23 protein-coding genes are annotated in these 21,997 nt (G+C 70.2%); 8 read left to right on the forward strand and 15 right to left on the reverse strand.

Going from position 1 to position 21,997, the window contains the following annotated elements; translation table 11 throughout:
- Positions 1 to 64: 64 nt before the first annotated feature.
- Positions 65 to 1,102 carry a LacI family DNA-binding transcriptional regulator gene (locus JHE00_RS10450; RefSeq protein ID WP_200317356.1) on the reverse strand — a complete coding sequence of 346 codons (1,038 nt, stop codon included), beginning with the start codon at positions 1,100 to 1,102 and terminating at the stop codon, positions 65 to 67.
- Between the two features lie 119 nt (positions 1,103 to 1,221).
- On the opposite strand from JHE00_RS10450, the gene JHE00_RS10455 reads away from it, so the two are divergent.
- The 3 genes from JHE00_RS10455 (at position 1,222) to JHE00_RS10465 (ending at position 3,320) form a co-directional block, all read left to right on the forward strand.
- Positions 1,222 to 2,058, forward strand: coding sequence for a PfkB family carbohydrate kinase (locus tag JHE00_RS10455; protein ID WP_200318304.1), 837 nt, complete (start codon positions 1,222 to 1,224; stop codon positions 2,056 to 2,058).
- Positions 2,055 to 2,690 (forward strand): nucleoside/nucleotide kinase family protein, encoded by a 636-nt coding sequence (locus JHE00_RS10460; RefSeq protein ID WP_200317358.1) that lies wholly within the window; start codon positions 2,055 to 2,057, stop codon positions 2,688 to 2,690. Before JHE00_RS10455 ends, JHE00_RS10460 begins: the two co-directional genes overlap by 4 nt.
- Before the next feature lie 219 nt (positions 2,691 to 2,909).
- A complete protein-coding gene (locus tag JHE00_RS10465; RefSeq protein ID WP_200317360.1) occupies positions 2,910 to 3,320 on the forward strand; it encodes a VOC family protein in 411 nt (136 codons plus the stop codon).
- A 19-nt stretch (positions 3,321 to 3,339) separates the two neighbouring features.
- Here the strand turns inward: JHE00_RS10465 and JHE00_RS10470 are convergent, their stop codons facing one another.
- The 3 genes from JHE00_RS10470 to JHE00_RS10480 are packed head-to-tail and all read right to left on the reverse strand — an operon-like array spanning position 3,340 to position 7,291.
- Positions 3,340 to 4,161, reverse strand: a complete 822-nt coding sequence (locus tag JHE00_RS10470) for a YceI family protein (RefSeq protein ID WP_200317362.1) — start codon at positions 4,159 to 4,161, stop codon at positions 3,340 to 3,342.
- Positions 4,161 to 6,767, reverse strand: a complete 2,607-nt coding sequence (locus tag JHE00_RS10475) for an MFS transporter (RefSeq protein ID WP_200317364.1) — start codon at positions 6,765 to 6,767, stop codon at positions 4,161 to 4,163. The genes JHE00_RS10470 and JHE00_RS10475 overlap by 1 nt, the downstream gene beginning before the upstream one ends.
- The gene (locus tag JHE00_RS10480) at positions 6,764 to 7,291 is read right to left on the reverse strand and encodes a MarR family winged helix-turn-helix transcriptional regulator (RefSeq protein ID WP_200317366.1); all 528 of its coding nucleotides are present in this window, start codon (positions 7,289 to 7,291) and stop codon (positions 6,764 to 6,766) included. Before JHE00_RS10480 ends, JHE00_RS10475 begins: the two co-directional genes overlap by 4 nt.
- 183 nt (positions 7,292 to 7,474) lie before the next feature.
- Here JHE00_RS10480 and JHE00_RS10485 point away from each other — a divergent pair, with 183 nt between their 5' ends.
- Both JHE00_RS10485 and JHE00_RS10490 read left to right on the forward strand, forming a co-directional pair.
- Positions 7,475 to 7,909: a PPOX class F420-dependent oxidoreductase gene (locus JHE00_RS10485; protein WP_200317368.1), complete on the forward strand. Its 435-nt coding sequence runs from the start codon at positions 7,475 to 7,477 to the stop codon at positions 7,907 to 7,909.
- Positions 7,910 to 7,919: 10 nt separating this feature from the next.
- Positions 7,920 to 9,302, forward strand: coding sequence for an FAD-binding oxidoreductase (locus tag JHE00_RS10490; RefSeq protein WP_200317376.1), 1,383 nt, complete (start codon positions 7,920 to 7,922; stop codon positions 9,300 to 9,302).
- A gap of 3 nt (positions 9,303 to 9,305) precedes the next feature.
- Here the strand turns inward: JHE00_RS10490 and JHE00_RS10495 are convergent, their stop codons facing one another.
- The 5 genes from JHE00_RS10495 to JHE00_RS10515 all read right to left on the reverse strand — a co-directional run bounded on the left by JHE00_RS10495 (position 9,306) and on the right by JHE00_RS10515 (position 12,961).
- Positions 9,306 to 9,965, reverse strand: a complete 660-nt coding sequence (locus tag JHE00_RS10495; RefSeq protein ID WP_200317378.1) for a DedA family protein — start codon at positions 9,963 to 9,965, stop codon at positions 9,306 to 9,308.
- Positions 9,966 to 10,021: 56 nt separating this feature from the next.
- The gene (locus tag JHE00_RS10500; protein ID WP_200317380.1) at positions 10,022 to 10,357 is read right to left on the reverse strand and encodes a hypothetical protein; all 336 of its coding nucleotides are present in this window, start codon (positions 10,355 to 10,357) and stop codon (positions 10,022 to 10,024) included.
- Complete coding sequence (locus JHE00_RS10505; protein ID WP_200317382.1) at positions 10,354 to 11,109, reverse strand: MerR family transcriptional regulator; 756 nt, start codon at positions 11,107 to 11,109, stop codon at positions 10,354 to 10,356. The genes JHE00_RS10500 and JHE00_RS10505 overlap by 4 nt, the downstream gene beginning before the upstream one ends.
- 10 nt (positions 11,110 to 11,119) lie before the next feature.
- Positions 11,120 to 12,277, reverse strand: coding sequence for an N-acetylglucosamine-6-phosphate deacetylase (gene nagA, locus JHE00_RS10510; protein WP_307831882.1), 1,158 nt, complete (start codon positions 12,275 to 12,277; stop codon positions 11,120 to 11,122).
- Positions 12,278 to 12,343: 66 nt separating this feature from the next.
- Positions 12,344 to 12,961, reverse strand: a complete 618-nt coding sequence (locus JHE00_RS10515) for an RNA polymerase sigma factor (protein ID WP_200317384.1) — start codon at positions 12,959 to 12,961, stop codon at positions 12,344 to 12,346.
- Positions 12,962 to 13,125: 164 nt separating this feature from the next.
- Here JHE00_RS10515 and JHE00_RS10520 point away from each other — a divergent pair, with 164 nt between their 5' ends.
- Complete coding sequence (locus tag JHE00_RS10520; RefSeq protein ID WP_200317386.1) at positions 13,126 to 13,407, forward strand: YciI family protein; 282 nt, start codon at positions 13,126 to 13,128, stop codon at positions 13,405 to 13,407.
- 90 nt (positions 13,408 to 13,497) lie between these two features.
- On the opposite strand, the gene JHE00_RS10525 is transcribed toward JHE00_RS10520, so the two are convergent.
- The 5 genes from JHE00_RS10525 to JHE00_RS10545 all read right to left on the reverse strand — a co-directional run bounded on the left by JHE00_RS10525 (position 13,498) and on the right by JHE00_RS10545 (position 18,745).
- Positions 13,498 to 14,610 (reverse strand): NDMA-dependent alcohol dehydrogenase, encoded by a 1,113-nt coding sequence (locus JHE00_RS10525; RefSeq protein WP_200317391.1) that lies wholly within the window; start codon positions 14,608 to 14,610, stop codon positions 13,498 to 13,500.
- Between the two features lie 85 nt (positions 14,611 to 14,695).
- Entirely contained in the window at positions 14,696 to 16,321 is a 1,626-nt protein-coding gene (locus tag JHE00_RS10530; protein ID WP_200317392.1) for a sigma-54-dependent Fis family transcriptional regulator, read from the reverse strand.
- Positions 16,322 to 16,390: 69 nt separating this feature from the next.
- Positions 16,391 to 16,855: a pyridoxamine 5'-phosphate oxidase family protein gene (locus tag JHE00_RS10535; RefSeq protein ID WP_200317394.1), complete on the reverse strand. Its 465-nt coding sequence runs from the start codon at positions 16,853 to 16,855 to the stop codon at positions 16,391 to 16,393.
- A 12-nt stretch (positions 16,856 to 16,867) separates the two neighbouring features.
- Positions 16,868 to 17,758, reverse strand: a complete 891-nt coding sequence (locus JHE00_RS10540; protein ID WP_200317396.1) for an SDR family oxidoreductase — start codon at positions 17,756 to 17,758, stop codon at positions 16,868 to 16,870.
- Positions 17,759 to 17,815: 57 nt separating this feature from the next.
- Complete coding sequence (locus tag JHE00_RS10545; RefSeq protein ID WP_200317398.1) at positions 17,816 to 18,745, reverse strand: aldo/keto reductase; 930 nt, start codon at positions 18,743 to 18,745, stop codon at positions 17,816 to 17,818.
- A 41-nt stretch (positions 18,746 to 18,786) separates the two neighbouring features.
- Between JHE00_RS10545 and JHE00_RS10550 the strand changes: the two genes are divergently transcribed.
- Entirely contained in the window at positions 18,787 to 19,617 is an 831-nt protein-coding gene (locus JHE00_RS10550) for an LLM class F420-dependent oxidoreductase (RefSeq protein ID WP_200317400.1), read from the forward strand.
- A 126-nt stretch (positions 19,618 to 19,743) separates the two neighbouring features.
- The gene (fbaA, locus tag JHE00_RS10555; RefSeq protein ID WP_200317402.1) at positions 19,744 to 20,772 is read left to right on the forward strand and encodes a class II fructose-bisphosphate aldolase; all 1,029 of its coding nucleotides are present in this window, start codon (positions 19,744 to 19,746) and stop codon (positions 20,770 to 20,772) included.
- Here fbaA and JHE00_RS10560 read toward each other — a convergent pair.
- Entirely contained in the window at positions 20,752 to 21,924 is a 1,173-nt protein-coding gene (locus JHE00_RS10560; protein WP_307831883.1) for a hypothetical protein, read from the reverse strand. The two genes, fbaA and JHE00_RS10560, sit on opposite strands and share 21 nt — an antisense overlap.
- Between the last annotated feature and the right edge of the window lie 73 nt (positions 21,925 to 21,997).

A 21,997-nucleotide genomic window follows, 5' to 3' on the forward strand; every position in this document is an offset into this window, starting at 1 on the left:
TCGGGTGACGCTAACCCGAGTGGCTTAGGCCGCGATCCACTACACAGCGCAGTGCCGCCGAGATTCAGTCTTCCGAGTGAATGGGCGAGCAGCCGCAGGACTCCCGGTGCCGCAGAGTCGGTGGCAGGCGCAGGGTTTCCGCCGCGCGATCGGGGTCCTTGATGCGGGCCAGCAGCAGGCGCACGGCCTCCCTGCCGATGTCGGCGATGGGCTGCGCCATCGTGGTGAGCGGCGGTTCCACCAGGTCGGCCCACTCGGTGTCGTCGTAGCCCACCACGGCCACGTCCTTGCCCACGTAGAGCTGCCTGCGCCGCGCCTCGTGCAGCACGCCCGCCATCATCGCGTCGTTGCCCACCAGCACCGCGGTGGGCGGATCTGGCCGGTCGAGCAGCGCGGCGAACGCCCTGGCGCCACCCGCGCGCTCCGAATGGCCGGTCTCCACGAGGTCGGGGTTCCAGCTGAGCCCGGCGCGACCGAGCCCGAGCCGGTAGCCCAGTGTCCGCTCCTCGCTCGTGGCCAGCCCCGGGGTGCCGCTGACGAAGCCGATCTTGCGGTGTCCGAGCGAGGCGAGGTGCTCGGTGAGCGCCGACGTCGACTGGATGTTCTCAGCCCCGACCTGGTCCACGTCGCCGCGCGTGGCGAGCCGGTCGATCAGCACGGTCGGGATGCCGAGCGAGACGAGCTCGCCGATCACGGAGCCGTCGCCGGGTACAGACGTGAGCAGCAGTCCCTCGACCCGGCGCGATCGCAGCGCCCGCACGACGTCCTGTTCGGTGTCCACCGTGTCATGGGTGTCGGATAACAGCACCGTGTAGCCTGCGGCTGCGGCTTCCCGCTCGATCGCCTGCATCAGCACGGCGAAGTACGGGTTGGCCAGCAGCGAGATCGCCACGCCGATCGACCGGGTGCCACCCGTGACGAGAGAGCGGGCGATGGCATCGCCGGTGTATCCGGTCTGCTCGATCGCCTCGAGCACGGCCGTCCTGGTCTCCGGGGCGACGGCCCTGGTGCCGTTGACGACGTGCGACACGGTGGTGATCGAGACCCCGGCCAGCTCGGCGATGTCGCGCTGAGTGGGCCGGGTCGAGCGCTGCGGGGGCATGGTTCGTCCTTCGCGACTCGCGGCAAGCGTTTGCGCAAACGGTTGCGCGAGAGCATAACGCGTGTCTACTTTGCAGGCATCGGGTGGTATGGCCCCCGAGGTCGAGGAGGGTGACGGGCGTGCGGGTGCTGCTGGCAGGGCTGTGCACCGTCGACGTCGTCCAGCGGGTCGCCGAGCTGCCGGAACCGGGCCACAAGGTCCAGTCGCACTCCGTCGAGGTCTCCGCGGGCGGACCCGCCACCAACGCCGCCGTCACGGTCGCCGCGCTCGGTGGTGAGGCCACGCTGCTCACAGTCCTCGGCGCCCACCCGCTCGCCGACCTCGCCCGCGCCGACCTCGCGACCTGCGGGGTCGAGCTGCTCGACGCGCTGCCCGCTCGTCCCGAGCCGCCCGCTCTCAGCGCGGTGGCCGTGCGGGAGCACGACGGCGAGCGCACGGTCGTCTCGCACAACGCCGCCGATGGGCCCGAACCCGGCGAGCCCGGCCCGTTGCCCGCCGCCGACGCCGTGCTCGTGGACGGCCACCACCCGGTGCTCGCGCTGGCGGCCGCCCGGCAGGCCAGGACCGAGGGCGTTCCCGTGGTGGTGGACGCCGGCAGCTGGAAGCCGGTGTTCGCCGAACTCTTCCCGCTCGCCGACGTGGTGGCCTGCTCGGCGGACTTCCGCGAGCCCGACGGCGCGCTGCGCGACGTGCCCACCGTGGTCACCACCGCGGGCCCCGGCCCCGTGCGCTGGCGCCGCGGTGACGAGTCCGGTGAGGTGGCGGTACCGGCGGTGACGGCGAAGGACACACTCGGCGCGGGCGACGTGTGGCACGGTGCGTTCGTGGCGCGGGTCGGCGAGCTCGCGCTGCCCGAGCTCATCGGGTTCGCCAACGCGGTGGCAGCCGAGCGGGTGCGCCACAGTGGACCGAGAAGCTGGCTGGGCCCGGTGAGGGCGAAGATGGGAGAGAGATGACGTCGTTCGACGAGCTGCTCGACAGGGCGCAGACGCTGGCCGCCAAGGACGGCCGCACGGTGCTCGGCATCGCGGGGGCGCCCGCGTCGGGCAAGACGACGCTCGCGTGGCGGCTCGCCAACGCGCTCGGCGACCGCGCGACCGTGGTGGGGATGGACGGCTTCCACCTCGCGCAGGTCGAGCTCAACCGGCTGGGCCGCGTCGACCGCAAGGGTGCGCCCGAGACGTTCGACGCCTACGGCTACGTGCACCTGATCCGCAGGCTCGCCCAGGGCGAGGAGCTGGTCTACGCGCCGGAGTTCCGCAGGGAGATCGAAGAGCCGATCGCCTGCGCGGTGCCGGTGCCGCCCGACGTGCGGCTCGTGATCACCGAGGGCAACTACCTGCTGCTCGACTCGGAGCCGTGGGCAGACCTGCGGTCGCTGCTCGACGACGTCTGGTTCCTGCAGCCCGACGAGGAGGAGCGCATCGAGCGGCTGGTGACGCGTCACCGCAAGTACGGCCGTTCGCGCGTGGAGGCACAGCAGCGCGCGCTGGGCTCGGACCAGCGCAACGCCGATCTGATCGCCCCGAGCGCCATGCGAGCGGATCTCGTGGTGCGCGACATGGAGCTGCCGCACTTCGCCGTGTGAACAACCGCTCCGGGTTGTCCACAGGCGCCTGTGGAAAAACGTGAGTTGTCCACAGGGAGCTGTGGACACATGGGCCGAACTCACCGCGAGCACGCCTCGCTTCGGTCATCCTGGGAACGGCGCGGTTACAGCGGCATCCCATTCCAGCCACCGCGTACGACGCTCGCCGGGTCGTCCGGCGAGAATCCTCTGCGGGGGGTGGAAGGACGACTGTGAGGCATGACCACACTCGCTAGCGTGCACCATCTGGCCCTCACGGTCACCGACGTCGACCGGAGCGTGCCCTGGTACGTGCGGGTGCTCGACTTCGAGGAGATCTCGCGCCGTGAGGATGACGAAACCGGGTTGCGAAAGGCCGTCCTGAAGGCGCCGGGCGACGGGTTCTCCGTGATGCTGGTGCAGCACGCGCGGGTCGAACGACCCGCCTTCGACGAACGGCACACCGGGCTCGACCACGTCGCCTTCAAGGTCGGCACCCGCGCCGAGCTGCGGCAGTGGGAGGACCGGCTCGCCGACTACGGCGTCACCTACACGGCGGCGACGCCGTCGCGCACCGCGCCCGGCTCGCTCGTCGTGGTGTTCCGCGACCCCGACGGCATCCAGCTCGAGGTGTGGTCCGACCCGGAGTGACGGATCACGCGCCGAGAGCTCAGAACTCGGGCAGCCGTTCCCCCTGCAACGCCTGGATGTCGAGCTCCACCTTCACGGTCGTGCCGATCGCGGCGACGCCCGCGCGCACCATCGCGTTGTAGTTGATCGCGAAGTCGTCGCGGCTGAGCTGGGTCTCCGCGTGGAACGCCGCGCGCACGCCGCCCCACGGGTCGGGCCCGTAGCCGCCGTAGTGCAGGTCGAGCTCGATGTCGCGGCGCTGTCCGTGCAGCACCAGCTCACCGCGCAGCGACCACGTGTCGCTGCCCCGCTGCGTCATCCCGCTGCCGGTGAATTCGATGGCCGGATAGTTGGCGACGTCCAGGAACTCGGCCGAACGCAGGTGGTCGTCGCGCATCTTGATGCCGGTGTCGATCGACGCCGCGTCGATGCGAGCCGTCACCGACGACCGCTCCGCGGGCCTGCCGACCTCGATCCGGCCCGACAGCTCGGGAAAGCGCGCCTTGATGCTCGCGATCCCGAGGTGCCGCGCCGTCACGACGACCGAGGAGTGCACCGGGTCGATCACCCACGGGCCGGCCGGCGGCAGCTCGACCGCGCCCTCCTCCGGGGAGAGCGTGACGTCGCCGATGGAGCCGGAGCCATCACTCGCCACCTGCGCGGTCCTGGCGACGGGCAGGTAACCCGGCGCCGTGACCACAGCGGTGTAGACGCCGGGGGCCAGCGGCCCGGTGAGCACCGAGCCGTGCTGGTCCGCCGTCGTCCGCGCCGCCTGGCCGCCGCCGAGGTCGGTCACGGTCAGCACCGCGTGCTCCACCGCCCAGCCCTCGGCGGTGCGCACGGTCCCGGACAGCCCCGGCATCAGTTGCCCTGCCCGGCCAGATCGTCGAGCACCTGGTCGTAGCCGAGGCGCACGTCGTGCTCGGCCTCGCCGTCGGCCACGGTCACCGTGCTCGTGGCGGGCGGGTAGCCGCTGGCGACCACGGTGTAGTCGCCCTCGGGCAGGTCGCTCACCACGTAGTGACCGGACTCGTCGGTTCGGGCCACCGCCGCGACGTTGCCCTCGGGGTCGAGCACGGTGATCCGCGCGTCCGGCACCGGCCGGCCCTCCTCGGCGCGCGCGGTGCCGCTCAGCAGCACCGAGCCCGCGAGTTCGACGTCGTGGTGCAGCACTCCGCTGTCGGGCACTGTCAGCGTCACCGCGGTGGGCCGCAGCCGCTCCCCGCTCGCCACGAGCGTGTAGGTGCCGGCGCTGACGCCGCTGAACGCGTAGGCGCCGTCGGCCTGCGTGCTGCACGCGCCGGTGACCTCGCCACGCGAGTCGGCCAGCGTCACGGTGGCGCCCGCCAGGGGCGTGCCGCTGCCCGACGCGCGCACGACACCCGTGACCTCACCGGAACCGGTGAGCGTGATGTCGATCCGCGCGGGAGCCTGCGACTGGCCCACCACGACGCTGGAGGCCTGCGGCTGGTGCCCGCCCGCCGACACGATCAGCACGTAGTTGCCCGGCTCGGGGGCGCCGATCGTGTAGCCGCCGTCGGGCTGCCCCGTGCCTCGCGCGACCTGCCTGCCGCGCTGGTCGATCAGCGTGAGCGCGGCGCCCGCCACCGAGGAACCGTCCTGCCTGCGGATGTGCCCGGTCACCGGCAGGCCCGACGTCTCGACGGCGCTGCCGAAACCCGTCGAGGCCAGGATCGGCGCGGCGCTCGCCTGCAGTTCACCGTGCCCGTTCTCGTCGGCCCGGGAGTGCCTGCCCGCCGCCACGAGTTCCGGTTCGCGGTCGAGCGCCTCGTCGGCGTCGGCCAGTGCTTCGTCGCGCTCGTTCTCGGCGGGCTGGGCCGCGGCGGCCGCGTCGTCGTCGAGCAGAGCCTCTCCGCCCTCCATCGGCGTCGGCTTGGGAGCGCCGTCGGCCAGCGGGATCTCCTTCATGAACAGCAGCACGACGAACGCGAGCGCTGCCACTCCGGCGCCGATGTAGAACACCAGGTTGATCGAGTCGGTGAAGCCGATTAAGAACGGTTTCGCCTGCTCGATCGGGATCTGCTGCAGGAACGACGAGTCGGTCATGATGTTGTTGCCCGCTGAGCCGATCGCGCTCGGGGCGACGCCCTCGGCGCGGAAGGCGCTCTCGATGTTGCCGCTCAGGGTGCTGAACAGCACCGAGAGGAACACCGCGACACCCAGCGTGCCGCCGATCTGCCGGAAGAACGTCGCCGAGGCCGTGGACACGCCCATGTCGCGGCGCGGGCCCGCGTTCTGCACGGCGATGATCAGGGTCTGCATGCAGCCACCGAGGCCGAGGCCGATCACGGCCATGAACACCATCGGCTGCCAGATCGGGCTGTCCCACTTCACCTGGGCGAACAGCAGCATGCCGATGGTCATCAGCGCGGTGCCGACGACGGGGAAGATCTTGTACCGCCCGGTGCGCGAGGTGAGCTGGCCCGAGGTCACCGAGCCGGTCATCACGCCGACCATCAGCGGCAGCGACAGCAGACCCGCCTCCGTGGGCGAGTAGCCCTGCACGATCTGGAGGTACTGCGGGATCAGCATGATCGAGCCGAACATCGCGACGCCGACGATCACGCCACCCGCGATGGCGACGCTGAACGTGGAGTTGCGGAACAGGCGCAGCGGGATCAGCGCCTCGTCCTTCATCACGTGCTCGACGAAGAGGAACAGCACCAGGCCGACCGCGCCGACGCCGTAACAGATCACGGCGCGAGTGGAGCCCCAGCCCCATTCACGGCCCTGCTCGGCGATCAACAGCAACGGCACGAGGCACATCACCAGCGCGAGCCCGCCCCACCAGTCGATGCGGTGCTGCTGACGCTGGTGCGGCACGTTGAGCACCTTCGCCACCACGAACAGCGCGATGATGCCCAGCGGCACGTTGACCAGGAAGACCCAGCGCCAGCCGGTGATGCCCGCGATCGAGTCGAGCCCGGCGAGGAATCCGCCCAGCACGGGGCCGAGCACGGTCGACGTGCCGAACACGGCCAGGAAGAAGCCCTGGTACCGAGCCCGCTGCCGGGGCGGCACGATGTCGCCGAGGATCGTCAGCGCCAGCGACATCAGACCACCGGCGCCGAGGCCCTGCACCGCGCGGAACGCGGCGAGTTCGTACATCGACTGCGCGAACGTGGCCGCCACCGAGCCGAGCACGAAGATCGTGATCGCGGCGAGGTAGAACGGCTTGCGGCCGTAGATGTCGGAGAGCTTGCCGTAGATCGGCGTCGTGATGGTGGCGGTGATCAGGTAGGCGGTGGTGATCCACGCCTGCAGGCTCAGCCCGTTCAGGTCGTCGGCGATGGTCCGGATGGACGTGCCCACGATCGTCTGGTCCAGCGCCGCCAGGAACATGCCCGTCATCAGCCCGATGAGGATGACGACGATCTGGCGGTGGGTCAGGTTGGGGCCGCTGTCGTCCGCGGCTTGCGCGGGCGGTTTGTCAACGGCGGATGTCATGCGGGGTCCCCCTCGGTGCTGCTGTGGTGCTGTGGATCGAAGTTCTCGATGCCGGTGTTGAGCCGGTCGAACAGGATGGTGAGCCGCTCCCGGTCCTCCTCCGGCCAGTCGGCGAGGATCGTGGCGAGCCAGCGGCCGCGCTGTCTCCGGTTCTCCTCGAAGACCCGCAGGCCCTCGTCGGTGGGCGCGAGCAGGCAGGCGCGGCCGTCCTCGGGATCGGCCTGCCGCTCGACGAGGCCGTGCTGGACGAGCGTGCTGCTCTGCCTGCTGACCGTGGAGATGTCTGAGTGCAGTCCCTCGGCGAGGCGGCTCGTGCGCTGCGGTCCGTCGTGCACCAGGCTGAACAGGATCGCGTAGGCGGCTCGCTCGATGCCGTCGGGCCCGGCCTTGCTGATCTGCGACTTGGCGCGCGTGACCACCCGCATGAACCGGACCATCTGCTTGCCCAGCTCGTCGGCCACGGCGAGTTCCGCGTCGGTCGGTGAGTGCCCGGCCGGCGCGAGCTGTTCGGAGACAGATGCCATGAGCAGGTCTTTCGTCACTGATGTCTTGTTTGCGCGGTACAACTAGTTGCCCTACGCAAGAATGTCCCCGCGCGGGCTCGTCGTGCAACTCCATTACCTGGCGCTGTGGGCGAGGCCACCGCAGTTGTCACCCGTCCGAGTCAGCGCCCGGAATTCGCCGCGGCCGTACCGCGTTGGCCGGACATGACCAGCGACGCTGCTCCAGACCCGCTCCGCGCCCTGCTCGCGAGCCGCCCGTTCGGCGTGCTCGCCACTCTCAAACGCGACGGACGGCCTCAGCTCTCGAACGTCACCCACCACTTCGATCCGGACACCGGGTTGCTGCGCGTCTCCATCACCGACGGGCGCGCCAAGACGAAGAACCTCCGCCGGGACCCGCGCGCCAGCTATCACGTGTCCAGCCAGGACGGGTGGTCCTACGCCGTGGCCGAGGGCGTCGCGGAGCTGACGGCCGTGGCGGCCGACGAGCACGACGCCGCGGTGGAGGAGCTCATCGACCTCTACCGCGCGGTCGCTGGCGAGCACCCGGACTGGGCCGAGTACCGCGCGGCGATGGTCGCCGACCGGCGCCTGGTTCTGCGGCTGCGAGTGGACCGCGTGTACGGGATGGCGCGATAGCGTTTCCCGCATGACCCTGCTGACCAGGTTGCGCCAGGAGCTCGGCAGGGACGCCGTGCTCACCGATGCCGACGTGACGGCGGCCTACTCGCGCGACGAGATGCCGCTGGCCCCGGCAGGAGCCCCGCTCGCGGTCGTGCTGCCCGCCGACGTCGCGGGTGTGCAGGCCACCGTCAGGGCGTGCGGCGAGGCGGGCGTGCCCATCGTGCCGAGGGGCGCGGGCAGCGGGCTCTGCGGCGGCGCCAACGCCATCGACGGCTGCGTGGTGCTGGCCACCACCAAGCTCGACCAGATCGAGGAGATCGACGCCGAGAACCGGCTCGCGGTGGTCCAGCCCGGGGTCGTGAACCTGACGCTGCGCGACGCCGTCGCCAAGCACGGCCTGTTCTACCCGCCCGATCCGTCCAGCTACGACTGGTGCACGCTCGGCGGCAACCTCGCCACCAACGCGGGCGGGCTGTGCTGCGTGAAGTACGGCGTCACCACCGACTCCGTGCTGGGGCTCGAGGTGGTGCTCGCCGACGGCTCGCTGCTGCGCACGGGACGTCGCACGGTCAAGGGCGTCGCGGGCTACGACCTCACCAAGCTGCTGGTCGGCAGCGAGGGCACGCTCGGCGTCATCACCCAGGCGACGCTGGCACTGAGGCCGCTGCCGCAGGCGCCTGCCACGTTCGTCGCCGCGTTCTCCTCCACCAGGGACGCGGGCTCCGCCGTGAGCCGCATCGTGAGCGAGGGCCTCGTCCCGTCGCTCATGGAGATCATGGACGCCACGACGGTCGACGCCGTCGAGCGGCACCTCGGCACCGAGCTCGGCGCGAGTTCCGGCTCGGGCGCGCTGCTGCTGTGCCAGTCCGACGCGGGCGGCGAGGAGGCCAGGCGCGAGCTCGCCGCGCTGCAGCAGGTCTGCACCGACGAAGGCGCCGGGCTCACCCACGCCACCGAGGACCTCGCCGAGGGCAATCTGCTGATGCACGCACGGCGGTCGGTGCACTACGCGCTCGCGGCCTACGGTTCGAACATGACCGACGACGTGTGCGTGCCCCGCACCCGCATCGCCGACCTCATCGAGGGCTGCGAGCGGATCAGCGCCGAGGTGGGCCTGCGGATCGCGGTCTGCGGGCACGCCGGCGACGGCAACATGCACCCCACCGTCGTCTACGACGCCGATGCCGAGGGCGAGTTCGACCGGGCCCGGCGGGCCTTCGACGCGATCCTGGAGCTGGGCCTCGCGCTCGGCGGAACCGTCACCGGCGAGCACGGCGTCGGCAAGTTCAAGCAGGAGTGGCTGGAGCGCGAACTCGGCCCCGTCGGCCTTCGGGTGCACCGCCAGATCAAGCGCGCGCTCGACCCGGAGAACCTGTTCAACCCCGGGTCGATGTTCTCGCTGGAGTGAGGCTCAGTTCTCGGTGCTCGCGCGCTTCTCGCGGCGCGCCTTGAGGTACTCGTAGGCGATCGGCAGCACCGACACCAGAACGATGAGCAGGAAGATCGCGTCCACGTTGTCGCGGATGAACGCGATGTTGCCCAGCAACGAGCCGAGCACGATCAGACCAGCGGCCCAGAGGATGCCGCCGAGGACCGTGTAGGTGAAGAACTTCTTCGGCTCCATGCGGCCGATGCCGCCGAGCCACGTGATGAACGTGCGCACGAACGGTACGAACCTGGCGAGCACGATCGCCTTGGGGCCGTGCTTCTCCAGGAACGCGTGCGTCTTGTCGACGTACTCCTGCTTGAAGAACCGTGAGTCGGGCCGGTTGAACAGCTTCGGCCCCACCTTCCAGCCGATGCCGTAGCCGACGACGTTGCCGACGATCGCGGCGAGCGTCGCGAGCAGGCAGACCAGCCACAGCGGAACGTCGAGGCTGCCGTTGGCGGTGAACAGCCCTGCGGTGAACAGCAGCGAGTCACCGGGCAGCACCGGGAAGATGCTGCTCTCCGCGAACAGGATCAGGCACAGGACGGCGACCACCGCGGGCCCGATGCCCGAGAGCAGCTGCTCCGGGTTGAGCCAGTCCGGCATGATCGACATCTGGGCAGGAGTCTGCGCGAGAATCACGCAGCACAAGGTACAGGGTCGCTACCAGCGGCGACTTGAGCCTTAATGCCCGTTTTTCAGACCAATGTGAGCAGACCGATCACGCAACCGGCCGCCAGCCCGAGCAGCACGGTGAACGCGATGAGCCAGCTCAGCCGCAGTGGTCCGGCCACCGGCGCGGCCTTCGGCTGCGCCTCGGGTGAACTCGGGGCCTCGGTCGTGATCTCGTCGAGCGCGGCGCGTTCCCGCTCCAGCGAGCCCTCACCCGCGCCGGAGAGCAGGCCGTAGCCGCCCGGCGTCTCGACCACCGGCGGTGGTGGCTCGAGCCGGTGCGCGGCGGACTGCTCGGGCGGCGCGTGACGCGCCTGTGCGCGCAGTGCCTCCGCCAGCAGGCGCTCGGGGTCGTCGCTCATCGTTGTTCAGGGTAGTGCTGGCTCAGCAGCGGGCCGAACCGTTCTGCCAGCCAGTCACTGAGCGCCCTGCTCATCGACCGAGCGAGGAACGCGGTGACGGCGGCCTGCGCCAGTGGACGCAACGTGCTCGCGCGCTGCGTGAGCTCGGGCATCTCCTCGCTGCTCGGTGTCCAGCCGGTGTCCCTGCCGGGCACGACGTGCTGGTCGACCAGGTGCAGGAAGAGCGTGGCGAGCTCGTCGGTGTGGCTCTGCACCTCCTCGGCGATCTCCAGCAGCACGGGCAGCGGCACTCCCGCGGCCAGCAGCTCGCGGCCGGTGTGCAGCAACCGGGGACTCTTGACCACCACGTGTGTGCCGCCGTCGAGGTCGAACACCCCGAGCCGGACGAGGCGCGCGACGGTCGAGGGGCCGACCTCGTGGCCGCTGAACTCGGCGAGCAGGTCGGTGATCGGCAGCCGCTCGGTGGCCTCGTCGCTCCAGGGTGCGGCGAGGACCTGTTCCAGTCCGAGCAGGTGCTCGAGGTCGCGGCCCGATTCCCAGGTGGTGAGCAGCTCGCGGATCTGCGCGAAGGTGTAGCCGCGCTTGAGCAACCCGAGGATCATCCGCAGCCGCGCCAGATGCGCCTCTGAGTAGAGCGCGACGCGGCCTCGTCGCTCAGGAGGAGGAAGCAGCTCCCGATCCTGGTAGACCCTGACGTTTCCAACGGTTGTGCCCGCGACGCGGGCGAGCTCGTCGACGCGGTATTCCGCCACCCAGAAGAGTCTAGTGGTCGCTGGGTGTCACCCATTCGCCGCGGCGCAATACTCCCATTGGGCAAAGGTTGTCGTCGAGGAGCACGAGGTCGGCTCGGCTGCCCCGTCGCAGGTGACCGGCCTGCTCGGCGATACCGAGCAGCTCCGCCGGTCTACTCGCAGTAGCACGCACGGCGTCGGAGATGCTCAGGCCGGCGCCGTGGACGAGGTTGCGGAACGCGGCGTCCATCGTCAGTGTGCTGCCCGCGAGCGCGCCGTTGCCGGCGAGCGTGGCGACGCCGTCGCGCACGTCGACGGCGAGCCTGCCGAGCGTGTAGGTGCCGTCGGCCGCGTCGGTCGCCGACATCGCGTCGGTGACGAGCACGGTCCGGTCGGGGCCCGCGTGCCGCGCGGCCAGCCGGACCACGGTGGGGTGCACGTGGACGAGGTCGCAGATCAGCTCCACCGTCACGCGCTCGTCGTCGAGCAGCACGCCGATGGGTCCCGGCTCGCGGTGGTGCAGCGGCCGCATGCCGTTGAACAGATGCGTGGCCACCGTCGCGCCCGCGTCGATGGCGGGCCGGATCTGCTCCTCCGTGCCGTCGGTGTGCCCGATCGCGGCGACGACGCCCGACTCGGCGAGCTGGCGCACCGCCTTGATGCCGCCGGTCAGCTCGGGAGCGAGCGTGACCATGCGCACGGTGCCCCTGCCCGCGTCGAGCAGCGCGTCCACCGCGCTCGAGTCGGGTTCGCGCAGTGCGTCCGGATCGTGCGCGCCACACCGGGTCTGCGCGATGAACGGCCCCTCGAGGTGCACGCCTGCCAGTTCACCGTCGGCCACCAGGTCCGACAGCGCCGCGAGCTGGTTCGAGAGCACCGCGAACGGGTCGGAGACCAGGCTGGCCAGCATCGTCGTGGTGCCGTGCCTGCGATGCGCGGCGACGGCTTTGGCCGCCTCGCCGGGATCGGTCGTCGAGAACGACGAGCCGCCACCGCCGTGGCAGTGCAGGTCGACGAACCCGGGCACGACGAGTGCGCCGCGCAGGTCCACGTGGTCGCCCTCGGGCGGGTTTCCCGTGCCGAGGTCGGCGATCAGACCGCCGGAGACGGAGAGCCAGCCACCGTCGAGCACACCGTCCGGGCAGGCGAGCCGCCCGCCTGTGAGCACGAAGTCGTCGGAACCGTTCACGAGCCCATCATATTGGTCCAGACCAGAATGTTGGCAACTAACGAGGTATCGCTGCTGCTTCGTTACTCAGTTTCTGCCGTCGTGCATCGTCCGCTGCAGAGCCTCGAGCGCGCGGCTCGCGGTGGACTTCACGGTCCCCTTCGAGATGCCGGCCGCCTCGGAGATCTCGGCCTCCGACAGTCCGCCGTAGTAGCGCAGCACCAGCACCTCGCGCTGGCGCGGCGGCAGCTTGCCCAGCGCGGCGACCACGGCCTGGTGCTCGGTCGACAGCATCGCCAGGCTCTCGGCCGAGCGCGCGTTGACCGCGTGCGGCGGCACGTACTCGCGGGCGGTCTTGCGCCTGCGCAACACGCTGCGTGAGCCGTTCACCACAGCCGTCCGCAGGTAGCCGACGGCAGCGGCCGCGTCGCGGAGCTTGCCCCAGTTGCGGTGCAGACCTGTGAACGCCTCCTGCACGACGTCCTCCGCCGTGGCGGGTTCGTCGACGAGCAGGATCGCGAGCCGCACGAGCCGCATCCGGTGCTGGCGGTACAGATCCTCGAGGTTCAGCGGGCCGGTCGGCTGGGCCTTGGGCACCGGAGAGTCCAGTGTCCGCAGATGCCCGAGCGTCTGCTCGACGCTGCTCTCGACGTTCCTCCCGGCCGCGGCGCCCGGCTGTCCCATGGGCTCGGCGCTGCCCTGCATCGAAACCTGCCCATCCCTCGACGGCGTTCTCCAGCCCCTAGACCAGAGCTGACGCGTACTCAGCGTATCGGTTCGGACCGGCATTACCCAGCGTTCCCAGGTGACCGTCGGGTACCGATACGGTGCGCTGGCTGGAGACAACGCTAGATCATCGGGAGGTTCCAGTGGCCTGGTTCTTGGTGGAAATCCGTTACGTGCCCGAGAAGTTCGCCGAGGTGCGGCCCCGGCACAGGGAGTTCCTCGTCTCGCTCGCGGAGCAGGGCGTAGTCGCGGTGGCGGGGCCGGTGGACAACGACACCGGCGGGGTGTCGCTGTACCAGGCGGAGAACCGGGAGGAGCTGCAGAAGCTGATCGACCAGGACCCCTACCACCTCGAGGGTGCGATCGCGGAGCGCACGGTCCGCGAGTTCAAGCCGGTGATCGGCGCCTGGGTCCCGAAGCAGTAGCCGAGACCCGAGATGCGGTGAAGGGCACCTTTACTGCGTTGAACGCACGTAAGGTGCCCTTCACCGCATCCGGGGTGGCTGTCGGGGTGGTTACTGTGCGTGGACGATCACGCCGCGGACGTTCTTGCCGTCGCGCAGGTCCTGGTAGCCCTCGTTGACCTGGTCCAGGGTGTACTTCGTCGTCACGAGCTCGTCGAGCTTGAGCTTGCCCGCGTCGTAGAGGCGCAGCATTTTCACGATGTCGTACTGCGGGTTGGCCGAGCCGAACAGCGTGCCCTTGATCGTCTTCTCGAACAGCGTCAGCACGCCGCCGGAGACGTGCACGGTGAGCTTCTCGGGGTTCGCCAGCCCCGTCACCACCACGACGCCGCCCTTGCCGACAGCGTCGAACGCCTCGCTCACCACCTGCTCGTCCACCGTTCCGACGGTGATGATGGCCTGGTCGGCCATCTGTCCCCAGGTCAACTCGGCGATCTTCTCCGCGGCCTCGGCCGCCGACGCGAACGCGTGCGTGGCGCCCACCTTGAGCGCGCTCTCGCGCTTGAACTCGATCGGGTCCACCACGATGACGTTCTTCGCTCCCGCGTGCGCTGCGCCCTGCACGGCGTTGATCCCGATGCCACCGATGCCGTAGATCACCGTGGTGTCGCCCGCGCGGACCCCGCCCGCGTAGTTCGCCGAGGCCCATCCCGTCGGCACGCCGCAGCCCACGAGCACCGCGGTCTCCAGCGGCAGCCACTCGTCGACCTTCACCACCGAGTGCTGGGAGATCGTGGCGCGCTCGGAGAACGTGCCGAGCATGCACATCGCGCCGAAGTCGCGGCCCCCGGAGTGGAAGCGGAAGGTTCCGTCGGGCAGATGCCCGTCGAGGATCGTGGCGCCGAGGTCGCACAGGTTCGACCGGCCCGTCGCGCAGTAGCGGCACGTGCCGCAGTTGGGAATGAAGCTGCACACCACGTGGTCGCCGGGCTGGACCTTGGTGACGCCTGGTCCGACCTCCTCGATGATCCCGGCGCCCTCGTGGCCGCCGATGATCGGGAACCGGGGCCCCAGGTCGCCGTCGATGAGGTGCAGGTCCGAGTGGCACAGACCGGCGGCCGTGTACTTGATCAGCACCTCACCGGGACCGGGGCCGTCCAGGTCGAGCTCGAGGATCTCGAACGGCTTGCCTGCGTCGAACAGTACTGCCGCCTTCGTCTTCACAGCTGTCTCCTCACGTGCGCCGTTGCAACGTCTGCGGAGATTGTCGAACGGTCGCGAGGCCGCCAGGTGTGCAAATCCTGCACACCTAGCTGATCCGGAGCGCCCGCATGCGGTTGTAGAGGGTGGAGCGGCTGATGCCGAGGTGCCTGGCCGCGTGCACCTTGTTGCCGCCGACGGCGGCGAGCGCCTTGGTGATGGCGTCGTGCTCGGCGCGCTCCCAGCCGGTGAGCTGCGGCGTCGCCGCGCTCACCCGGCAGCCCGGCGCGAGGTCCCTCGCCGTGAGGTCGCCCGCGGTGCGCCGGTCGGCGGCCTCGTCGAGCACGGTCTCCAGTTCGCGCAGGTTGCCCGGCCACGGTTGCGCGGCCAGCAGCTCCAGCGCGCCTGCCGTCAGGCGCAGCGAGCTGCCCGGCCGCAGCCCGGAGAGCAGCGTGCGCGCGAGCGCGGGAATGTCGGCCCTGCGCTCGCGCAACGGCGGCAGCTCGACGCGCCGGTGCGTGCGCGCGACCAGTGCGGCGTGCTCGCCGTGCAGGTCGGACAACGGCTCCGAGGTGAGCACGAACCACGCGGCCGAGTCGTCCATGAGCCTGGCCAGCCAGCTCGCCAGCACGGCGGGCAGCAGGTGCACGTCGCGCACCGCGATGAGCCCCGGATGTCCGGCGGCCAGCTGCTCCAGGCGCGCGCACCAGGCGGTCTCGCCCAGCGTGGGCACGTCGGCCGAGTCGAGCCGGGCGAGCGGTTCGGCACCCGCGAGTACCGCGGTCGCGGCCGTGCGGCCCGTGCCGGGTTCGCCCGCGACGAGCACCCGGCGCCTGGCGAGCGCGCCGCGGCGCAGCCGGTCCTCGATGTCGGCGGGCAACACCCCGCCGAGCGCGCGCCTGCGCACGTGCGCCGGATACGACGGCCGCACCGGGGCCAGCTCGAACAGCATCCCGGCGTTGACCGACACGGCCTCCATGCGCACCTCCACCTCGGCGCCGGAGGACAGCCGCAGCCTGCGCACCCCGCGCCGCGTGCGGCTCACCTCGCGCAGCAGGGAGTGGTCGCACGCGTCGACCAGGTCCACCGCGGTGCTGTTGGCCAGCACCACGTCCTCTCCGAGCGCGAGCACCGCCGCGCTGCGGTGCTGCGCGGCCTGGAACGCGGCGAGTAGCCGTTGCTGCGCCTGGTTGGAGCCGTCGAGCAGGCGTCGCTCGATGTCGGCGACGGCGTGTGCGAGGAAGGGCCCGAGCAGTGGGTTGGTGTCCTCGACAAGGCCGGTGATGTCGAGGACGCCCTCAAGCCGCTTCGTCGCCGGATGGACGATGGGGTGGCCGTAGCAGGTGAACCGCTTGAACGCCTCGAGGTAGTGCTCGTCGCCGTGTACGGCCACGCCCCTGCGCACCTCGTAGGGAGTCGCGAGTGAGTTGGTGCCGCTGGTCTCCTCGGTGAACTGGCACCCGGGAACCGCGCCGATGCTGTCGAGCACGCGTTCCACGGAGTGCCTGCCGAAGCGTCTGGCCACGATGCGGCAGTCGCGGTCGGCGAGCACCACGCACAGGCGGGTGTCGTCGAGATGCCGGGCGACCTCGTCGAGCACGGGGGTCGCCGCCCGCAGCAGTCTGCTGCTGGTGTCTATGTCGTGCACTTCCAGCCGGTCGGCGGCGCCGTTCGGGGTCAGTCCGGAGAGTTCGGCCCGCCGCCACGACTGTGCGATCTCCAGTCGTAGCTCCACTGCGCACTCCTCATCGAGTGATCCACGCCATCATCGCAGGCGCGGAGCCCTCGAACCAGGGCCGCGAAGCTAGTAGACCCCGCCGAGCTTGGAGTGGTCCCAGCTCACGATCTTGGTCGGCGTCAGCAGCAGGCCGACCCGCTTGGCGGCCTGTGTGGCGACGCCTGCCTCGAGCTCGGCCGATGCTGACGGCTCCCCGCTGTAGCGCAGCAGCAGCTCGGTGCCGATCGCGGCGACGTCGCCGGTGTCCTCGATCAGCTCCACGTCGCACTCCATCGAGACGCCGCGAAGCCGTTCGTAGCTCTCGCCCGACTCGACGAGCACCGTCGCCTGCGGAAGGCGCAGCAGATTGGCGACCTTCTGCGACCGGCGGTAGGTCCAGGTCGCCACGGCCTCGCCCCTCGGCACGTACCAGAGCGGGGCGAGGTGCGGCCTCCCGTTGGGGCCGATCGTGGCGACGTTGATGACCTTCTGTTCGGCGAGGTAGTCGACGACCTCGCCGGTGTTCATCCTGATCTGGTCGCGGCGCGACATTCGGTGGGCTCCTTACCTGGTCGCGGCCCGGCCTCCGTGCCCGGTGACGGCGGACTCGCGGGCGCCGCGGGCGGCGATGTCCTCCAGCGCGGCACGGTCGGCGGCCGGTACCCGCGAACGGGCGCCGAGCTCGACGATGGGCGGCAGGAACGAGCGGATGAGCTTGAGCGCACCGACCCAGCGCGGCACGTGGATGGTCCTGGCGCGGCGCTTCACCCCGGCTTCGAGGCAGTCGAGCGCCACGCCCAGCGGGTAGGTCTTGCCGAGCAGGCCGGGCATGCCGGAGCGGAGCCTGCCGAAGACCGGGTGGGTGTCCGCGCTGTCCACGAGGTCGGTCTTGATCCATGTCGGGTGCGCGACGCCGACCTTGACGCCGAGGTGCGCGACCTCGGCCCGCAGGCTGTTGCAGAACGCCTCGACCCCGGCCTTGGCCGCGGAGTAGTTGGCCATGCCCGGCGCGTGGGTGATCGCGGCGAGTGAGGAGATCGCCAGCAGGTAGCCCTTGCGCTCGATCACGTGCGGCAGCGCGACGCGGAACGTGCGCCACACGCCGAGCAGGTCGACCTCGATCACCTTCTCGAACGCCGCCGGGTCCACCGAGCGCACGAAGCCGGTGGTGGCGATGCCCGCGTTGGCGATGACGATGTCGATGCCGCCGAAGTGCTCGGCGACCTCGTCGGTGGCCGTCTCCAGCGCCTCCCAGCTGGTGACATCGGCCTCCCACGCCTTGGCGGCGGGGCCGATGCGGTCGGCGACCTTCTGCTGCTCGTCGGCTTCGAGGCCGACGAGCGCCACCTTCGCGCCGTCGGCGGCCAGCCGCTCGGCGAGGCCCGCGCCGATGCCGCGCGCCGCCCCGGTGATGAGCACGACCTTGTTCTTCACGCTGCCGGACAGGAACGCCATGTGCGGTGCCTCCTCGATGAGCTTGGACGCACCGTACCTCAACTTACTCGGAGTAGGCTACTCGTCGGTAGACACGCTGATGGCCGCCAGTTCGTCGTCGGTGAGGCGCAGTCGCGTCGCCGCCAGCAGGTCGGCGAGCTGGGTTGTGTCGCGTGCGCTGGCGATCGGGGCGGCCACCGTCGGCTGGGCCGTCAGCCAGGCCAGCGACACGGCGGTCACCGACGTCGAGTGCGCCGCGGCCACCGAGTCGAGCGCGGCCAGTACCCGCTCGCCTCGATCGTCCAGATAGGACAGAGCGCCCTTCCTGCGCGGACTGTCCACCGACCCCTCGTGCGACCGGTACTTGCCGGTGAGGAAGCCCTTGGCGAGCGCGTAGTACGGCAGCGTCGCCAGTCCCTCCTCGCGCACCAGAGGGGCCAGCTCGCGCTCGTAGTCGCGCTCGACGAGGTTGTAGTGCGGCTGCACCGCTACGAACCTGGCGAGACCTTCGCGATCCGAAATGGACAGAGATTCGCGCAGGCGCCGCGCGGTGAAGTTCGAGGCACCGAGATGACGCACCTTGCCCTCGCGCACCAGCGCGTCGAACGCGGTCAGCGTTTCCTCCAGCGGCACGTCGCCCACGTCGCGGTGGGCGTAGTAGAGGTCGATGTGGTCGGTTCGCAGCCTGCGCAGCGAATCCTCCGCCGCCTCCTTGATGTTGCTCGCCGACAGTCCCGGCCTGCGTTGCCAGCCACCGACCTTGGTGGCCAGCACGACGTCGTCGCGCCTGCCGCGGCGAGCCAGCCAGTCGCCGATGATCGTCTCGGACTCGCCACCCGAGTTGCCCTCGACGCCGGCCATGTAGACGTCGGCCGTGTCGATGAAGTTGCCGCCCGCGTCGGTGTAGGCGTCGAGCACCTCGAACGACGTCGACTCGTCAGCCGTCCAGCCGAACACGTTGCCGCCCAGGTTGAGCGGAAATACCTCGATCTCGCCAATCTTGCCCATGGTCGGAACATAACCCCGACGATTCGGTGTTGAGTGGGTACATGGCTGTGAAACTGGGAAAGTACGGAATCTGGCGGGGCGCTGGCGGGCTCACTCCTGAGCTGGCCGTCGAGGTCGAGAAGCTCGGTTACGGCGCCATCTGGATCGGCGGTTCGCCGCCCGCCGACCTCGAGCTCGCGGAGAGCCTGCTCGACGCGACCCAATCCATCGCCGTGGCCACGGGCATCGTCAACATGTGGGCCACCGACGCCGCGACGGTGGGAGCCGCCTACCACCGGGTCGTGGCCAAGCACCCGGACCGGTTCCTGCTCGGCGTCGGCGTCGGCCATCCCGAGGCCACGGCCGATTACCAGAAGCCCTACGACAAGATCGTCTCCTACCTCGACGAACTCGACGAGGCCGGCGTGCCCAGGGACGGCCTCGTGCTCGCCGCGCTCGGCCCGAAGGTGCTCAAGCTCTCCGCGGAGCGCGCCGCGGGCGCCCATCCGTACCTGACCACGCCGGAGCACACGCGCCAGGCGCGCGAGCTGCTCGGCGCCGACGTTCTGCTGGCCCCCGAGCACAAGGTGGTGCTGGAAAGCGATCCGGCGCGTGCCCGCGAGATCGCCCGTCCGCCGATCAACATGCCCTATCTCAACCTGCGCAACTACGCCAACAACCTGCGCAGGCTCGGCTGGGACGACTCGGAGATCACCGACGGCGGCAGCGACCGGCTCATCGACGCGCTCGGCCTGCACGGCGACGCGCAGACGATCGCGCGCGGGCTGAACGCCCACCTCGAGGCCGGCGCCGACCACGTCTGCCTGCACAACCTGCCCGACGACGCCGATCCGCTCCCGACGTACCGAGCGCTGGCCGCAGCGCTGTTCTAAAACTGCGGTGAAGGGCACCTTTACCGCGTTGAATGCAGTAAAGGTGCCCTTCACCGCAGTCTGGCGCACCCGAGGAGCGGGCCTCGTAGGATGCGGGGCAAAAGGACACCGTCGAGGAGGACAACGATGCCCATCGCCACACCCGAGGTCTACGCCGAGATGCTGGACCGGGCCAAGGCGAACGAGTTCGCGTACCCGGCCATCAACGTGACCTCGTCGGAAACGGTGAACGCGGCCATCCGTGGCTTCGCGGAGGCGGAGAGCGACGGGATCATCCAGTTCTCCACCGGTGGTGCGGAGTTCGCGTCCGGCCAGGCCGTGAAGGACATGGTGACCGGTTCGGTCGCGCTGGCGGAGTTCGCCCACGTCGTCGCCGCGAAGTACCCGATCAACGTCGCGCTGCACACCGACCACTGCCCCAAGGACAAGCTCGACGGCTTCGTCCGCCCGCTCATCGACATCTCGCAGGAGCGTGTGAACCGGGGCGAGAACCCGCTGTTCCAGTCCCACATGTGGGACGGCTCCGCGATCGACCTCGACGAGAACCTCACGATCGCCTCCGAGCTGCTGGCCAAGGCCGCCGCCGCGAAGATCATCCTCGAGGTCGAGATCGGTGTCGTCGGTGGCGAGGAGGATGGTGTCGCCAACGAGATCAACGAGAAGCTCTACACCGCCGAGGGCGACTTCGTGAAGACCGTCGACGCGCTTGGCTCCGGCGACAAGGGCCGCTACCTGCTCGCCGCCACGTTCGGCAACGTGCACGGTGCCTACAAGCCCGGCGCGGTGCAGCTGCGGCCCGACGTGCTCAAGCGGGGCCAGCAGGTCGCCTCCGAGAAGCTGGGTCTTGCCGAGGGCTCCAAGCCGTTCGAGCTGGTGTTCCACGGCGGTTCCGGCTCGCTGCTCGAGGAGATCCACGAGGCGCTCTCGTACGGCGTCGTGAAGATGAACGTCGACACGGACACGCAGTACGCGTTCTCCCGTCCGATCGCCGACCACTTCTTCAAGAACTACGACGGCGTTCTGAAGGTGGACGGCGAGGTCGGCAACAAGAAGGCCTACGACCCGCGCAGCTACCTCAAGGCCGCCGAGTCCGCGATGGCCAAGCGGATCGTTGAGGCGGCGCAGAGCCTCAGGTCAGCGGGCACCAAGCTCTGAGAACGCTGTCCGCCTGCGGGCGGCCAGGTACCAGACCGCGGCCACTCCGGCCAGCACGATCGGCGCCGTCCAGTACGCACTGGGCGGCGCCGTTTCCGTGAGCGCGTCGCCCAGCAGCCACGGCCGCAGCTGCGACTGCACCCACAGCGCCCCGTAGCCGAAGACGGTCACCAGCACGCCGCCCACGGCGAAGCGTGCGGCGGGCGCGCGGAAGGCCAGATCGACGGCGAGGCCAACGAACACGAGGTAGAACGGCACCGTCGACGTCGGGAAGTCGCCCGCCAGCAACAGCGGCCAGATGATCGCGCGGTAGGCCACGTAGGCGCCCGCGACGGTCGTCGCCGTCCACGTCCTGCCCACCGTGTACCTGGCCGCGGCCAGAATCAGCGCCATCACGCCGATGCCCCACATCGGGTACACCCAGTCCTCGATCGGCAGCGCGAAGTGGATCACGGCCTCGCGGTCCACCGAGCGGCCGATGTCGTCGGCGGCGAACTCCAGCAGCGTCGGCTCCGCGTAGGGCTCGCCGCGCTCCCACGAACGCAGCTCGAGGATGCCGTACTCCTGCTGCCCGTTGGGAAAGAACGTGTTCTCCAGGAAGAAGCCCCACAGTGCGGTGAGCACCACGGCCCTGACCGGTCCGGGCGGTGCGACGCGGAGCCAGCCCGCGATGACGCCGGCGAGCATGATGCCGGTGCCCAGGTAGAGCAGACCGTGCGTCGGGCTCCACGCGGTGAGGTCGAGCCCGCTGACGCGGTGGTTGATCACGTCGAGCGGCGCGGCGATCAGGAACATCACCAGACCGGCCTGCATCAGGCGCAGCGAGCGCCGGTCGCAGCCGAGCCCGGTGTAGGTGTGGATCGCCACGAGCACGCAGATGATCACCGTGCCGACGGTGTTGATCAGGTGTGGCGGGGCGAAGTCGTCGCGCAGCCACTTGAAATGCCACGACATGTCCCATGAGGCGCCGATGACCTTGAACGCGAACGCAGTCAGCCACATGCTGTAGCAGAACCGGGTCACCCATTCCGGGGTCGGCGTGCCCGGGGCCGAACGGTGCCAGTGCCGCTGGAAGAACAGCACGGTCTTGGCGATCGGGCTCGTCGGGATGCCGGATTCGCGCTCGTCAGGCAGGGCTGCCGCTTTTGTCACCCGTGCATCATGCCGGGCGAAGATCTCCGTCGAGTGGGAAACCGGCGAAAATCAGGTGTCACCCTTAGGGGGA

It is taken from the genome of Prauserella cavernicola (assembly GCF_016595675.1).
Taxonomy (GTDB): domain Bacteria; phylum Actinomycetota; class Actinomycetes; order Mycobacteriales; family Pseudonocardiaceae; genus Prauserella_A; species Prauserella_A cavernicola.